Source organism: Enterobacter cloacae complex sp. IR5459 (genome assembly GCF_049238005.1).
Lineage (GTDB): Bacteria > Pseudomonadota > Gammaproteobacteria > Enterobacterales > Enterobacteriaceae > Enterobacter > Enterobacter hormaechei_C.
Map to the genome: position 1 here is coordinate 45,744 of NZ_JBMKIG010000015.1, position 13,879 is coordinate 59,622.

26 protein-coding genes are annotated in these 13,879 nt (G+C 51.7%); 18 read left to right on the forward strand and 8 right to left on the reverse strand.

Annotated elements, in window-relative coordinates; genetic code table 11:
• Positions 1–23 precede the first annotated feature (23 nt).
• The 7 genes from ACOTX4_RS22770 to ACOTX4_RS22800 form a co-directional block, all read right to left on the reverse strand.
• The gene (locus ACOTX4_RS22770) at positions 24–293 is read right to left on the reverse strand and encodes a hypothetical protein (RefSeq protein ID WP_063436767.1); all 270 of its coding nucleotides are present in this window, start codon (positions 291–293) and stop codon (positions 24–26) included.
• Positions 294–366: 73 nt separating this feature from the next.
• A complete protein-coding gene (locus ACOTX4_RS22775; RefSeq protein ID WP_236917548.1) occupies positions 367–1,392 on the reverse strand; it encodes a DUF551 domain-containing protein in 1,026 nt (341 codons plus the stop codon).
• Positions 1,389–1,766 carry an ead/Ea22-like family protein gene (locus ACOTX4_RS22780; RefSeq protein WP_049019343.1) on the reverse strand — a complete coding sequence of 126 codons (378 nt, stop codon included), beginning with the start codon at positions 1,764–1,766 and terminating at the stop codon, positions 1,389–1,391. The genes ACOTX4_RS22775 and ACOTX4_RS22780 overlap by 4 nt, the downstream gene beginning before the upstream one ends.
• Positions 1,763–1,966: a hypothetical protein gene (locus tag ACOTX4_RS22785; RefSeq protein ID WP_047050266.1), complete on the reverse strand. Its 204-nt coding sequence runs from the start codon at positions 1,964–1,966 to the stop codon at positions 1,763–1,765. Before ACOTX4_RS22785 ends, ACOTX4_RS22780 begins: the two co-directional genes overlap by 4 nt.
• On the reverse strand, positions 1,963–2,409 hold the full coding sequence (locus ACOTX4_RS22790; protein ID WP_063159552.1) for a hypothetical protein: 447 nt from the start codon (positions 2,407–2,409) through the stop codon (positions 1,963–1,965). The genes ACOTX4_RS22785 and ACOTX4_RS22790 overlap by 4 nt, the downstream gene beginning before the upstream one ends.
• Complete coding sequence (locus tag ACOTX4_RS22795; RefSeq protein WP_047720060.1) at positions 2,406–3,233, reverse strand: hypothetical protein; 828 nt, start codon at positions 3,231–3,233, stop codon at positions 2,406–2,408. Before ACOTX4_RS22795 ends, ACOTX4_RS22790 begins: the two co-directional genes overlap by 4 nt.
• On the reverse strand, positions 3,233–3,592 hold the full coding sequence (locus tag ACOTX4_RS22800; protein WP_063159551.1) for a hypothetical protein: 360 nt from the start codon (positions 3,590–3,592) through the stop codon (positions 3,233–3,235). Before ACOTX4_RS22800 ends, ACOTX4_RS22795 begins: the two co-directional genes overlap by 1 nt.
• 385 nt (positions 3,593–3,977) lie before the next feature.
• On the opposite strand from ACOTX4_RS22800, the gene ACOTX4_RS22805 reads away from it, so the two are divergent.
• Positions 3,978–4,178, forward strand: coding sequence for a zinc ribbon domain-containing protein (locus ACOTX4_RS22805; RefSeq protein WP_080396513.1), 201 nt, complete (start codon positions 3,978–3,980; stop codon positions 4,176–4,178).
• A gap of 322 nt (positions 4,179–4,500) precedes the next feature.
• On the opposite strand, the gene ACOTX4_RS22810 is transcribed toward ACOTX4_RS22805, so the two are convergent.
• Complete coding sequence (locus ACOTX4_RS22810; protein WP_044703881.1) at positions 4,501–5,133, reverse strand: LexA family protein; 633 nt, start codon at positions 5,131–5,133, stop codon at positions 4,501–4,503.
• Between the two features lie 100 nt (positions 5,134–5,233).
• Between ACOTX4_RS22810 and ACOTX4_RS22815 the strand changes: the two genes are divergently transcribed.
• The 17 genes from ACOTX4_RS22815 (at position 5,234) to ACOTX4_RS22895 (ending at position 13,804) form a co-directional block, all read left to right on the forward strand.
• Entirely contained in the window at positions 5,234–5,437 is a 204-nt protein-coding gene (locus ACOTX4_RS22815) for a Cro/CI family transcriptional regulator (protein ID WP_044703883.1), read from the forward strand.
• 22 nt (positions 5,438–5,459) lie between these two features.
• A complete protein-coding gene (locus tag ACOTX4_RS22820; protein ID WP_023315870.1) occupies positions 5,460–6,014 on the forward strand; it encodes a YmfL family putative regulatory protein in 555 nt (184 codons plus the stop codon).
• A 163-nt stretch (positions 6,015–6,177) separates the two neighbouring features.
• On the forward strand, positions 6,178–6,363 hold the full coding sequence (locus ACOTX4_RS22825) for a DUF4222 domain-containing protein (protein WP_032673528.1): 186 nt from the start codon (positions 6,178–6,180) through the stop codon (positions 6,361–6,363).
• Positions 6,347–7,300 (forward strand): conserved phage C-terminal domain-containing protein, encoded by a 954-nt coding sequence (locus ACOTX4_RS22830; RefSeq protein ID WP_421635433.1) that lies wholly within the window; start codon positions 6,347–6,349, stop codon positions 7,298–7,300. Before ACOTX4_RS22825 ends, ACOTX4_RS22830 begins: the two co-directional genes overlap by 17 nt.
• A complete protein-coding gene (locus ACOTX4_RS22835; RefSeq protein ID WP_350360205.1) occupies positions 7,297–7,791 on the forward strand; it encodes a hypothetical protein in 495 nt (164 codons plus the stop codon). Before ACOTX4_RS22830 ends, ACOTX4_RS22835 begins: the two co-directional genes overlap by 4 nt.
• Entirely contained in the window at positions 7,791–8,450 is a 660-nt protein-coding gene (locus ACOTX4_RS22840) for an MT-A70 family methyltransferase (protein ID WP_111976172.1), read from the forward strand. The genes ACOTX4_RS22835 and ACOTX4_RS22840 overlap by 1 nt, the downstream gene beginning before the upstream one ends.
• Positions 8,447–8,674, forward strand: coding sequence for a hypothetical protein (locus ACOTX4_RS22845; RefSeq protein ID WP_332934777.1), 228 nt, complete (start codon positions 8,447–8,449; stop codon positions 8,672–8,674). Before ACOTX4_RS22840 ends, ACOTX4_RS22845 begins: the two co-directional genes overlap by 4 nt.
• Complete coding sequence (locus ACOTX4_RS22850) at positions 8,671–9,060, forward strand: RusA family crossover junction endodeoxyribonuclease (RefSeq protein ID WP_246928189.1); 390 nt, start codon at positions 8,671–8,673, stop codon at positions 9,058–9,060. Before ACOTX4_RS22845 ends, ACOTX4_RS22850 begins: the two co-directional genes overlap by 4 nt.
• Before the next feature lie 24 nt (positions 9,061–9,084).
• Complete coding sequence (locus tag ACOTX4_RS22855) at positions 9,085–9,801, forward strand: phage antirepressor KilAC domain-containing protein (protein ID WP_063845091.1); 717 nt, start codon at positions 9,085–9,087, stop codon at positions 9,799–9,801.
• Entirely contained in the window at positions 9,798–10,787 is a 990-nt protein-coding gene (locus tag ACOTX4_RS22860) for a DUF968 domain-containing protein (protein WP_134385892.1), read from the forward strand. Before ACOTX4_RS22855 ends, ACOTX4_RS22860 begins: the two co-directional genes overlap by 4 nt.
• A 12-nt stretch (positions 10,788–10,799) precedes the next feature.
• Positions 10,800–11,630: an antitermination protein gene (locus tag ACOTX4_RS22865; RefSeq protein ID WP_053504488.1), complete on the forward strand. Its 831-nt coding sequence runs from the start codon at positions 10,800–10,802 to the stop codon at positions 11,628–11,630.
• Between the two features lie 199 nt (positions 11,631–11,829).
• Positions 11,830–12,225: a phage holin family protein gene (locus ACOTX4_RS22870; RefSeq protein WP_017145563.1), complete on the forward strand. Its 396-nt coding sequence runs from the start codon at positions 11,830–11,832 to the stop codon at positions 12,223–12,225.
• Positions 12,212–12,493, forward strand: a complete 282-nt coding sequence (locus ACOTX4_RS22875; RefSeq protein WP_049019334.1) for a phage holin family protein — start codon at positions 12,212–12,214, stop codon at positions 12,491–12,493. The genes ACOTX4_RS22870 and ACOTX4_RS22875 overlap by 14 nt, the downstream gene beginning before the upstream one ends.
• Positions 12,493–13,122, forward strand: a complete 630-nt coding sequence (locus ACOTX4_RS22880; RefSeq protein WP_332967367.1) for a glycoside hydrolase family 19 protein — start codon at positions 12,493–12,495, stop codon at positions 13,120–13,122. Before ACOTX4_RS22875 ends, ACOTX4_RS22880 begins: the two co-directional genes overlap by 1 nt.
• A gap of 7 nt (positions 13,123–13,129) precedes the next feature.
• Complete coding sequence (locus tag ACOTX4_RS22885) at positions 13,130–13,399, forward strand: hypothetical protein (RefSeq protein WP_063921751.1); 270 nt, start codon at positions 13,130–13,132, stop codon at positions 13,397–13,399.
• A gap of 4 nt (positions 13,400–13,403) precedes the next feature.
• Positions 13,404–13,550, forward strand: a complete 147-nt coding sequence (locus ACOTX4_RS22890) for a hypothetical protein (protein ID WP_410030348.1) — start codon at positions 13,404–13,406, stop codon at positions 13,548–13,550.
• 29 nt (positions 13,551–13,579) lie between these two features.
• Positions 13,580–13,804, forward strand: coding sequence for a hypothetical protein (locus ACOTX4_RS22895; protein WP_045345419.1), 225 nt, complete (start codon positions 13,580–13,582; stop codon positions 13,802–13,804).
• Positions 13,805–13,879: the final 75 nt, after the last annotated feature.

Below are 13,879 nucleotides of genomic sequence, written 5' to 3' on the forward strand. Positions count from 1 at the left end.
TCCACTTAACCGGCTGCACCCGGCTATCTCATATAGAAAATGCAAGATGAGCAACCACCACGGAGCCCATCATTGCAGGTACGACATCTTTTTGTTTCGGTGTAATAGATCTGATGGACCATCTCCTTCGGCATGAGAACCGGCATCGGCACGCGGATGACTAGCTTTTTGAGCCTGTCGACTTCTCCAGCCAGCTCCAGCAGGCGGGAGCGGCAATACTCCGCCTCTTCGCGCCACCAGGCCACGTCGGCTTTAAGGCGGCGCAGGCGCCGCTGTTTAAGTTTGCTCACCATGGCAGCCACCCCATGCCCTGAAGTGCACTGATAACCAACAGCACGGACATCACCACGTCGAATGGGTTAGCCATCACTTCACCTCCTGCTGCGGTGCTGCTGGCAGTGGCATCCAGTGAGTGAAGTTCTTCTCCCAATGTTTACGGAGGAAAAACACATTGCTGATGCTGTATAGCGGACCGCAGTCAACTTCATTTTTGTGCCAAACGAGATAGCAAACAGCACCACCATCTGGCTCGTATCCTTCTGGTGGAAGCCGCTCACTGCAAGCCACCCAGCCATCCTGAATTACCGTAGAGTTACGATCGGCTAATTTCCTGTTCAGCTCCAGAGCCACCATAGCGATAGTCGATGTTGTTAGTGAATGCATGTGCGGATTGCTTGCCACGGCCTCCAGCCACACGACATCGTTAAAGCGGTCGAAGTCGAAATCATCAAGCAACTTGCAAGCCGTCGTTACAGGTTCAACCATATTGTTGGAGTCACCGGAATGGTCAACCATAGCGAGCTTATCCTCGGTATGGTTGGTTATCGCTTCCTGAAAGCGTTCAAGCTCCACGTACTCCTGGCATGACCAACCGCCATCAATGAAATCACGAGCTTCAACAGCGTCGAAAGTGAATGATGTTTCGCCACCAGTTGGTGAGGTTAAGCCGTACAGGTCTGCTACCGGCTTAAACTGTGTGGCTGGAATATTTTCCGGTTCGTTTTGTGGTCGATCGGCACCCTGAAGCATGGCTGCGCGATAGGCGTTCCAGCCGACAGCTTTTCCGTGTTCAAACGAGCTGTCAAAGTCATCATCCATTTCCATCGCAGCGGGCACAGATACCGGCGCTGGCGTGGCGGAGCGATACAGAAGCACATCACCCATCTCTGCTCTGGACGCAGGCCATACGTCTGCATCGGAGCCAGATTTGAGATAATCAAGATTGGACTGGTCGATGACGCACACAGCCTCCGCTTCGAGCGATGCCAGCGCAATCTTCATCGCCGCCAGAGACATCGCAGCATCTTCGTTTACGATGCCAGGCACAGCATCTCGCTCTTCTTCGAGCTCCGCGATGGTCTTCAGTAGCCATTCTTTGGTAAGAGTGTTCATGATGCCTCTCCTTTACCGACTGCGGCGCGGTCGATTATTTTTATGAACTCAGCAGCGCCAACATCACCAAGACCAGCGTACTCGCTGATGAACTTCCTCGCCGATGCGATGATTCCGCACTGGTCAGCAATCCGTTTCTCTGCGGCTTCAGCCCTGGCTTCCTGTCTATGCGCCTCCGTCCATCCAGCATTGGAATGTGCCGCCGTTGCTTTCAGATCGTCGATCTGCTTGTCTTTGGCTTCCAGCTCATCCAGCAGCGCCAGCACGGTGGACGGGGTTAGAGCCTCATTGAATTCATCGCGATCATAACCCCAACTATCGGATTCTGCTCTCTCCGCAACTTCACGCAGCGCCTGTTTATCGATGTTGCTCATTGGGCGGACTCCTGCTTCTGCTTGTTGTATACGGCCCAACTCAGAGAATCGAGCTTGTCACGGCCTGCTTTGTCGTACATGTGGATGCCGTCTTTGCAGGCGTGTTCGAGCTTCACCTGCTCCTCAAGCTGATTGAGTTCGTCGTAAGACAGAGTTGCCAGTTTGAGTCGATTCCAGCCAAAGTTACGGATGCGAGTCATGACTGCACCCCTTTGCGAAGCTGGGCGGCTATGTCTTCGAGTACGCCATCAGCGAACGAGCGGTCGAAATCATCCACTGGCGCACCAGCCATAAACTCTGTTGACGTCAGGATCATCCGCGCGATATCTGCCGCGTTCTTTGCTGTGTCGTCGATAAAACCAGCATCCCATGCGGCCAGCATCCTGTTAGCAACAAAGTGAGCGCCTTCCTTGTGGGCCTGCGCCCGCACTTCAGCCAGGAAAGCGTCGGTCGCTGGCATGTTCCCCGTTGCGCTCATTGCTGCAAGGATGGCCCTCACACCGTCCTGCCCGACCTCTTCGCAGATAGCGTCTGTATTTGCACCAACTACATCGCAAAATACCTGCACCGCATTGCGAGCGCCCGCATTCTCCGCAGCCAGCGCCGCGCATCTAGCTTCAAGTTCTTCATAATTCAGTTTCATGCTGGTGCTCCTGAACGTTGTGAAGCTATGGCTTTATGCTCGTCGATAATTTCCATGGCTTCTGCATGCGCCAACCCTTCGAGAGAGATGATGCCCGTGTCACTTATCCCGGCCAGGCTTATCAACTCAACAAGGCGGCGCGCTTTCTTAACGCTAATCTCCGGCGCTATAACGCTGCGGGTGACTTTCTTTTTCCCCCTGGCGGCAGCAGAAGCTTTATCCTTCTGAAGAACCTCACCGGCCTTTTCGCCAAACTCTTTTACTCGGTCAACGGCCACATCTACAGACACGGTCCCGGACTTAACTTCTTTCTGAACGTCGTGATTGGCTGTGCTAAGAAGCAGAAGCTTTTCGACAGTAGGGACAGACTTATTAACCAGCTTTGCTATCTCGCTGGTGGTCTGGTTGAAGGCGTTATGAAGCTCCTGAATAACAGCTGCCTGTTCCATATCAGATAGCGGGAGCTGGTTGTTACTGGTCATGATGCGCGCCAGGCGCTGAACATCGTTACCGTTGAACGGCATGATATGGATGCGGTCTACTGGCTTACCAGCTTCTGCACAGCGCGCATAGCAGCGACGCCGACGGTGGCCCTCAACAACCCACACTCCACCTTCATCACGGGCGATAACCTCCAGCGGGGGAACAGAGCCACCATTCATCAGATAGTTGAAAAGGTCATCATCTGCCTGGCGGGTACGTTCATCATCTTCGCGTTTGTTGAAACCTTCACGCACATGGATTTGGTCAAGGCTGATGAACATCCCGGTATCGGTGCGCTTGATGGTCCCGTCACGGGTCATTTGCTTGAATGAGTTAGCCATCAGAGAGCCACCTCGTTATTTTGGGAAATGACGACGGTAGACAACTCACGTAGTTCTCGCTGGGCTTCCAGTAAATGCATATTGGTTCTGGTCTTCGTGTGGCGTTCAACAATGCGGTCACACTCTTTCGCCCAGCTTGCGACATCTTCACGCAAGGTGGCGTTCTGAACAGCCAGTTCCTTACGCTGAGCCATCGCTTCACAAAGCGCGACGCTGGTATAGTCCAGGCGGTTAGCCAGTTCGGTCATAATGCCGCGATAAGCTGGGGGAAGGAGAGGGGCGGCCTTACGCGCTGCGTCGATCAGCTGCTCCCGGGTCATGCGTGGTTGTAACTCGGTGACGTTCTGTGTGTTCGTCATGGATAGTTTCTCCGTGTTATACGCGCTCTGCACAGCGCTGAATTTTGGTTGCACGAATCCCTCGCCGACTGGCGACAAAAAATAATGGGGTTTCGTTTTAATAAGCACCCAACCAGGGCACTTAGTGAAACGGGCGGCTGCCACCGCCAGTTAGCTTCTCCACAATTGGAAGCGCGTTCTCCTGAGTTGATTTAACGACTACGGCCTCTCAAGTTGAACGCTGAACGCGCTTTCAGTTGTGTAAAAGGGGCGGTCGACATTAAGGACATTCAAAACTGCCGACCGCCAAGACTACACACAGCAATCAAAAATTTGCCTGTCTTTTCACCACATCAGGCTCGGTGGTATTCTTGGAGTTCTCACACAACCAAGAAGGATATTACAAATGGACGAAGTTAAGTTCTCTTGCCCAGAATGCAGTGGCGAACTCTTCGATAGCACCGCGATACCTGAAGGTTCTGACAGTTTTGCGGGAGCTGTCTGTGGAAATTGTGGTCACGTTGTAACTGAAGGCGAGAGCTCTCAGTTCGATGATCAGCTTGCCAATGATTACTTCGACAATCTCACCAGGAACCTTTTCGATTAATGGCAAGTAACGCTTGCTGACCGCCTCAACAACCTGCGTTTGAGCTTTCAAGGCGCTGCAATCTACATGCAGCGTCAATTCGACATAGCCACAGCTCTTACACTTATTGCTAATAGGCGCAAAGGTCTCGCCGGCTGGCAACTTAATCGTCTTTCTGTTTGCGCTTGTGCTCATACTTGCTACCCACAATGTTCGCTGCTGATGGATGTAATATTAGACATCTTACATTTTCAGTCAAGTCTATTTTGTAAGTTTGCTTACTATATTTTTACAGGAATGAAAAAGCCCGCATGATCAGCGGGCTTGTAAGAAACCAGAGGCGCTAAAGGTCGATGATAATTTGTTTAACTATCCCAATTAGATTGGTCTCCTGATTAACCTCAATGGGTTTAAATGCAGGATTCAGTGGGATTAGGTACGAGAACGGTGGATCTATCGCCAGCTTTTTTAAAGTTGCCTCACCACCAGATACCGTTTGAGCAACGACAATTTTACCGTTTGCCTCATCCACGAAGCCGAACTCTGGTTCAACAATAACAATAGAACCCTCAGGAATACTCAACTCCTGGCTAGAAGTCATCGAATCTCCCTTAACCCTCAAAGCAAAGGCAGAATCAGAAAGTTTTCGAGTGGTTTTCACTTGTTCATTATTAGGATTTCCAATTACTTCCGTCCAATTACCAGCTTGCACCCATGATATGAGTGGAACCTCTCTGGCAGACATAAAGTTGATGTTAATGCCATTTTCGATATCGCCTGAACCAAAAACCAACCACTCTGGCGAACACTGAAGGCATTTACACACCAATATCAAGTTCTCACCAGAAAGTTTCGTTAAATCACTCTCCCACTGGGTCACAGCAGACGCGCTTACTCCTGCCCACTCAGCCACATCGCGCTGGGTAAGTTTTTTCTGCTTTCTTCTAAATCTCAGTCTGCTGCCAACGGTATCCATAAAATCTCCTCGGAATGCACGTTAGCAATCTTACATTTTATTGACGTAAGTATGCTGTCCATATACGATGTAAGAATGCTAACTAATGAGGATTCAAACCATGCATAAAGGGACAGTCGTCGATTACTACGGCGGCATTTCTAAAACCGCAGTTGCCTTAGGGGTAACTCACAGTGCCGTATGTCAATGGGGGGAAGTAATCCCAGAAAAACAGGCCCTTTACATTGAAAGAATTACGAACGGGAAATTGAAATACGACGCTTCTCTCTACAGCAAGATTAACAATTCTAAAGTCAAGCAGTAACCACAGAGATAAGGGGTTAACCGTGGGTATAGAACCTGAATGGAAAGTTGAGAAGCAGCCCGCATGGCTGGTGGCTGCAATCAGGAAGACAATTGCCGCTTTGCCAGGCGGATACGCTGAAGCGGCGGAGATTCTGGACGAAACCCAGAACTCACTCTTTAACCGCCTTCGTGCTGGTGGCGACCAGATCTTTCCAATGGGCTGGGCAATGGTGCTGCAAAGCGCTGCTGGAGTAAGTTACATCGCTGACGCGTTCTCTCGTGAAACTGATAACGGAATTCACGTTCCCGGCGCCGTGCCTGATGATGAAAACGAAGAGATTGGCCTGAAGCTGGCCGAGCTGGTGGGGAGGCTTGGTGAGCTGGTTAATGCTTACCGTCATTACATTGAAGATGGTGTAGTTGACCGGAGCGAGTGGCAAAGTCTTAACGATATCGCATATCAGTTCAGGGTCACTCTCATGACGTTCCTGAACCTTATTTCCCGTGTTTATTGCCTCCCAGAAATGGGTGAGGCCCGCGAGTGTGCAGCTCCGGGCCCCTTGGCGTGTCGTATCAGTGGAGAAACTAACGCATGAACAGTGTAACGGTAAACAACCGTCTCCCGCAACTACGTGGTATTCCCGTTGTTGGAACCTCGTTGTTTCGGTATGAGCGGATGGTATCAGGCCGCTGGGTTCCATGTAACCACAGCAGGGCTATGGCGATTGTGGGTGTCTGGCGTCGGAAGGGGAGAGCGCTATGCGAGAACTTAACCGGCGTTTCAGAGATCACTATGGCGTCCCGGTGCGCGTCATCAGATGGGAGCCCGAGACTCGACGCGTTATATACCTTCGCGAAGGGTACGATCATGAGTGCTTCAGCCCTCTTGAGCAATTCCAGCGTAAATTTACAGAGTTAAAGGACGACCATGAGCAGAATCTTTGACATCGTCCAGTCAATGTCAGGCCAGAAGAACGTCATTGTTCTTCCCAGGCCGTACCTGCTGTTCTTTAAAGAAGACCAGCAGGCTCATGCGCTGGCAGCAGTTCTTAATAACCTCGTATTCTGGTCAGCATTTGGGGATGAAGACGGCTGGTTCTATAAAACTCACAAGGAGCTTGGAGCTGAGGCGGGCGAATTAACTGAAGACCAGACAGAGCGGCTGGTTAAAAAGTTGGTAAACAAGTATCTGCCTGGCGTGATCGAGACGTGTTCTCGAAAGGTCAATGGCACGCCAACCAAGCATTATCGCATCGACGGCGATGCTCTAATCTCATTAATCTTTCCAGAAAATAGCGATTCCGCAAAAGTACGAAATGGAAAACGTGAAGATGCGGAATCAAAACCGCGAAGCTGCGTTTCTCAATCCGCGAATAACAGGAATCTTGGGAGCCGCGAAAGTACGGAATCCTATCTCTATACAGACTTTAATACAGAGTTAAACAAGCAGACTAATAAACCTATTTGTCCGGTTGCGCCGCAACCAGACCGTGATGTGTTGATCACCGATCAGGCTAAACAGGTTTTAACCCATCTGAACCAGGTGACCAGTTCGCGTTATCAGGTTTCAACAACCTCGCTGCAAAACATTCGCGCCCGAATCGGGGAGGGCTTCACCGTTGAAGAGCTGTCGCTGGTGGTGGACTACTGCAACGCCAAGTGGAGCGACGATTTAACAATGGCGGCCTACCTGCGCCCACAAACGCTTTTCCAGCCAACAAAGTTTCCAGCGTACCTGAAGTCCGCTACCAACTGGGCGAATGCTGGAAGGCCAGCGCGTGTTAACGGGAAGTGGGAGCGTGAGGATGGAATCTTCAAATCCAGCTTCCAGAATACCGACTACAGCAAAGTCCCGGCGGGCTTCAGAGGAGCGAACTCATGAGCCTTCTGAAAGATATTCAAATTTTCATCGCTGAAAATCCTGGGTTAACTAACAAGCAGATCGCGGCTTCAATGCCTCAATACGGCGTTCACGCTGTTCAGCGCGGTGTATGTCATCTGATCAAACTGAATCGCGCAACCCGCCAGCATAACGGCAAGTGCTACCAGTATTTTGCCAAAGCACCGGGTGGTGACGTTAGCGAGGGGCGTTCTGCACTAAAAATTAACCGGGCAGATACACCAGTTGCATCAGAACAGGAAGAGGCTTTGAATCCGGCTGTGACCACAATGATGGATAAGGCTCAAGGCCTGTTTGAAAAAGGGCTCTACCAGCGTGCAGCCACAGTTCTGATGGATGCCTTCAACCGCTCTAAGAACGAAGAGCAGCGGATGAAGATACTGATTGAGCGTCAGCGTTGCCTGAGCATGGCGCCGAAAGTGAAAGCACCCTCTGATGCATGGTGTCTGGCTGGCCGAGCGAGGAATGTCTGATGAAATACTCACTGATTTACGCTGACCCAGCCTGGCTTTATGACAACAAAGCCAGTAACGGTGCAGCAGAAGATCACTACGACACGATGAAACTGATCGACATGAAGCGCTTACCGGTTTGGGACCTGGCTGCCGATGATGCAGTTCTGGCTATGTGGTTTACCGGAACCCACACCCGCGAGGCTATCGAACTGGCTGAAGCGTGGGGCTTTAAGGTCCGCACGATGAAGGGCTTTACCTGGGTAAAGTTCAACCCACTGGCAGAGCAGCATATCAACAAAGCACTTCAGGCAGGGCGTGTGGAGGATTTTTACGACTTCCTCGACCTGTTGAACGTACAAACACGCATGAACGGCGGGAACTACACCCGAGCCAATACCGAAGACCTGCTAATCGCCACCAGGGGAAAAGGACTTGAACGCAAATGCGCCAGCATCAAGCAGGTTATTTACAGCCCACTCGGTGAGCACAGCCAGAAGCCAGCAGAGGCGCGTTTCCGTCTGGAGATGCTTTACGGTGATGTTCCACGCATCGAACTATTCAGCCGTTGCGGTGCGCCTGGCTGGGACCACTGGGGAAATCAATCTGAATCACCAGCTGTTGAGCTTATACCGGCAGTTGCCGTTCCCATGAAAAAACTACAGGAGCGCGCCGCATGAAAAAGCTATCTACCGAGCATGAGAACGCTGTGCGTGATGTAGCCAGTCAATGCAACGATGCCATCAAAAAAGCCCTAAAGCAGAAGCCAAAGCCAAGCTGGAATGTCGTAGTGTCTCCGATCCTGAAGGAGTACCACGAGAAGGTTAAACCGATGGGCGTAAGCCTGGTGATGTTCAACAGCGTAATCGGACGCCTGAACGGGCGCTATGGAGTTGATTCATGAAACTGATACTCCCGTTCCCACCGAGCGTAAACACATACTGGCGAGCCCCAAACAAAGGGCCGTTAAAAGGCCGCCATCTTATCAGCGAGAAGGGCAGGGCATACCAGAGCGCGGCATGTGCAGCGATCATTGAGCAACTGCGTTGCTTACCAAAACCATCATCATCACCAGCTGCGGTGGAGATCCTTCTCTTTCCGCCAGATGCCCGCCGCCGCGACATCGACAACTACAACAAGGCTCTGTTTGATGCGCTTACGCATGCTGGCATTTGGGAGGATGACAGTCAGGTGCAGAAAATGCTGGTGGAGTGGGGACCGAAGGTACCGGGTGGACGTGTAGAAATATCGATCAAGAAACATGAACCTCTGGCGGGTGCAGCCGCCTGATAAGTGGAGAAGAGCATGAATCAGATGAACATCACCGTAACGTGTCCGACGCACCATGCCGCCGCAATGGGCCATCAGATAACGATGTCCAGTCGTGAAATTGCGAAGTTGGTTGATTCCCGTCACAGCAATGTCTGCGTAACCATCGAGCGACTGATGAAATCCGGCGTGATTGGGGGGTATGCTGCAATGCAGTACACCCATCCTCAGAACCAGCAGGTTTACCACTACTACGAAGTTAATAAGCGAGACAGCTATGTCATCGTCGCGCAGCTGTGTCCGGAATTTACTGCCCGTCTGGTTGATCGCTGGCAGGAACTGGAGAGCGGGGCCGGGATGGTTGTTCCCCAAACACTCCCTGAAGCACTCAGGCTCGCCGCCGACCTTGCCGAACAGAAGCAACGTCTGAGTGAAGAACTGGCAATAGCCGCACCGAAGGCTGAATTTGTTGATCGCTACGTCAAAGCCACCGGGTCAATGACATTCCGGCAGGTTGCCAAGCTTCTTAACGCCAAAGAACCCGAGTTCGCGATGTTCCTCATTGAGAACGGCATCATGTACCGCCTGAACCGCGCGCTTACTCCGAAGAGTAAACACATCGAAGCAGGCCGATTTGAAGTTAAGACCGGGACCACCAACCAGACAAACTATGCGTTCAATCAGTCTCGTTTCACGGCGAAAGGGGTGCGCTGGATAGGTGGACTTTGGGCAGAGTATGTCGCTAAGGGGCAAATTGCATGAGAGCCATACTGACGCCTGAAATTGCGCCGATGTCTGGAGTGGTTCTGTTCCGTCCTGGTACCGAACTGCTCTGGCTATTCCGTCAGGGAAGGGTAGTTATTGAGCCACCATCCGAAGCCATACAGCATCTGCCATCTGGAATAATCCCTGAAGCCCACCAGCCCCTGACTGACGATGCCAACATGCAGGCTATTTTCGTTAACGAGAGGGTCATTCAGCGAGCTGGTGGATTGAGTAGCCTTGATGCCTGGCTGGAGAGAAAATTTGAATGCCAGTGGCCTCACACTGACTGGCATGCCAGTGACTTTACGGTTATGCGCCACGCTCCGGGGAGCATTCGTCTTTGCTGGTCATGTGATAACCATTTACGTGAGCAAACCACTGAAAGACTGGCAGGAATTGCCATGCAGAACCTGGTAAAATGGCTGCTGGAAAGGGTAAATATTGATTTAGGTTTCAGCCCTGACCACACTCTTTCGCTTCCTGAGTTCTGCTGGTGGATGGTACGTAACGATCTTGCTGACCTTGTTCCTGAATCAGTGGCGAGCAAAGCCCTCAGGATTAAGCCTGAATCGCACACTTCAGTAATGCGGGAAAGCGACATTGTTCCGTCATTACCGGCGACTGAAATCCTCCAGGAGAAGGTTAAAAAGATAGTCTCGGTGAAAGTCGATCCTGAATCACCGGAATCTTTCATGCTGAGGCCAAAGCGCCGCCGCTGGGAGAACGATAAGTACACCCGCTGGGTAAAGTCGCAGCAGTGCTGTTGCTGTAATAACCCGGCAGACGACCCCCACCACCTGATAGGCCACGGGCAGGGTGGAATGGGTACCAAAGCGCATGACCTGTTTGTGATACCGCTGTGCAGAGCACATCACAATGAGTTACACGCTGATCCTGTGGCATTTGAAGCGAAGCACGGCGACCAGTTGGAGCTGTTGTTTCGGTTTTTAGATCGTGCGCTGGAAATCGGCGTACTGGCGTAAGTGGAGACGCTCATGGACCTCGATAACGTTGTTAAATTTTTTGCCCCGAAGGGAATGCATATTTCCGACAGTGTGCGCGCTACTGCCAGCGAACAGCTGACGGTGACTGATGTTATGGCTGCGCTGGGCATGACACAGGCAGACGCCGGAATTGGTCTTGCCATGTATCTGGGCAAGGCAGGTGTAAGCAAGCAGGACAGAGACGCCTCGATTAACTGGCTTGCTGAATATGCCAAACAATCCGCGCCTTTTGCAGTACGCCGTCTCGCCGGAAAGAAATTCCCTCTCTGCATGCTTATCCTCGCTAAGTTCGCCTATAACGACTATGCATCGTCAGCCGCTGATTTATCCGATTGCCCAAAATGCAACGGTAAAGGTCTTATTGAAAAAGTCGGTACGGTCACCAAAAGCCATTACACAATGAGAATTCCTCAGTGGGCAAAAGACCTTGGACAGTCGCCATCTTCTTTCGAAAAGAAGCGGGAGGTGAAGAACGTGGAGCAATCACTCTGCGCAAAATGCAACGGTACCGGGAAAATAAGTAAGCGCTGCCAGTGTGGAGGAACAGGAAAGACACTGGACCGTAAAGCAACGGAGCTGCAAGGCTTACCTGTTTATAAGCAATGCAAGCGCTGCGAAGGGCGCGGCTACAGCAGACCAAAATCATCTGTTGCTTACCGTGGAATATTCTCTGAACTTCCAAGCCTTCCTGATCGCACCTGGCGCTACAGCTGGAAGCCATTCTACGAAATGCTTGTTTCTCGCTGCTTTCAGGAAGAGAGTTTTTCAAACACCCAACTGAAAAAAGTCACAAGAAACGATAATTTGACGGATATCGCGTAATTTAACGTCACGTTTCTTGCAATGTTGCCGTTTTTGATGTAATTTGACACTAACGATGGGCTTTGTATGTCCACGGTTAGAAAGAAAATATAAAAAACCTCGCTACGGCGGGGTTTTGTTGTTTCTAAGGGCTGCCAAATGGCGGCCTTTTTTGTTTCCCCTCGTTCTGAGAGGACTCACGGCAATAAGAGGGGGCTAAATGTCCGATCCTGTTTCTGGCACTACGGTAGCGGCTGGTGGTCTGATGGGGGCCAGCATGTTCGGCCTGGCAACCGGCATTGATTATGGTGTGGTGTTTGGCGCATTCGCTGGTGCAGTGTTCTATGTCGCTACGGCGGTTAATATCAGCCGCCTTAAGCTGGTGGGCTACTTCATCACCTCATTCATCTTCGGCGTTATTGGCGCTCCACTTCTTGGCTCTTACTTCTCCAAATGGACGGGGTATAGCGACAGGCCACTTGATGCGCTGGGCGCGGTAATCGTAGCCGCTATTGCGATTAAGCTGCTGACGTTCGTCAACAGCCAGGATTTGGGTAGCCTGTTTGGAATTCTCTCTCGTTTACGTGGAGGAGGGACCAGCAATGGTAACAAGTGATCCGAGTGCAATGGCGAATGCCATCATCTGCGGGGTGATCGTTCTTGCCCTCATGTTCTACCAGCGTGGAGGGGCGAGACATCGTCCACTGATATCGTTGATGGCTTATTTCACGGTGCTGGTGTACGCCAGTATCCCTTTCCGTTACCTGTTCGGCCTGTACCATGAATCACACTGGTTTGTGGTGTTGGTGAACGTCCTGATTTGTGCTGCCGTTCTCTGGGCTCGGGGAAACGTAGCACGTCTGGTTGATGCACTGAGGCACTAATGAACCAATCACAATTTCAGAGGGCGGCTGGTATCAGCGCCGGGTTAGCTGCGCGCTGGTTTCCGCATATCGACGCCGCTATGAAGGAATACGGCATAACCACACCGCTTGATCAGGCGATGTTTATTGCCCAGATGGGGCATGAAAGCACCAGATTCACCCGGCTGGTGGAAAACCTGAATTACGCTGCTGAAAACCTGGTACCGACGTTCGGCAGCCACCGCATCACTCCACAGCAGGCCGCCGCACTTGGCAGAACGGCAGAGCACCCGGCTAATCAGAGAGCGATCGCCAATCTGGTATACGGTGGTGAGTGGGGAAAAGAACACCTGGGCAATCAGGTTGCCGGTGATGGATGGAAATATCGCGGTCGTGGGCTGAAACAGATTACCGGTCTGAGCAACTATCGCAGTTGTGGTCACGCATTGAAACTGGACCTTGTTACTCATCCGGAGCTGCTTGAACAGGATGAATACGCCGCGCGCTCAGCTGCATGGTTCTTTTCCTCCCGCGGTTGCCTGCTTCATTCCGGCGATGTTGAGCGCGTTACGCTGCTAATCAATGGCGGCCGCAACGGGCTGGATAAACGCCGCGCGCTGTTTAACCTGGCGAAATCCGTTCTGGTGTGAGGTGAATGTGGGTATCGAAACGATAATCGGTCTGGCCGCACTGGTCATTTCCGCCATTGCAGGCGCTTTTGGCCTGGGCCATATTCGCGGCGCCAGCAAAGAGGAAGCGAAAGCCGACCAGCAGCGCACCGAAGATAACGCAGCGGCAACGGTCACAGCAGCCGAACGCCGGGTAGAAGCAACGAAAGAGGCCAGCAATGTACAGCAGACTGTTAACCATATGCCTGGCGACGATGTTGATCGCGAGCTGCGGGACAACTGGACCCGTAAGGGTTGAGGTAGTGGATACCGCTTGCGATTGGATTAAACCCATTTACGGCACAGCGCACGACTGGGATGTACTGGACCGCCAGACGAAGAAAGACATCCTGGCGCATAACAAAGCGTGGCAGGCGAACTGCCAGAAACAAACCAGCGCCTCGCAATAGCGGGGCTTTTTACTATCCGAGGAAACCCCATGACCGTTCGCGCTAAATTCCGCTGCCACTTTATTCAGAAAGCAGATGGCGATTCACACCGTACAATTCACATGAGCCCCGTGACCGCTGACACAGAAGAAAACAAGTCATGGTCAAAGTACACGCCTGGCGGCCAATTGCAGCTGGTTGTCTCGAACCCGGCTGCATTCGAACAGTTTGAGCAGGGCAAAGAGTACTTCATCGATATTCAACCAGCGCAGTAACCATTACAAAGCTCATCTGCGGGTGGGCTTGATAATGGTAAGTATTGTCTTCGGGCAGGCTTTGTAGATGTTAAG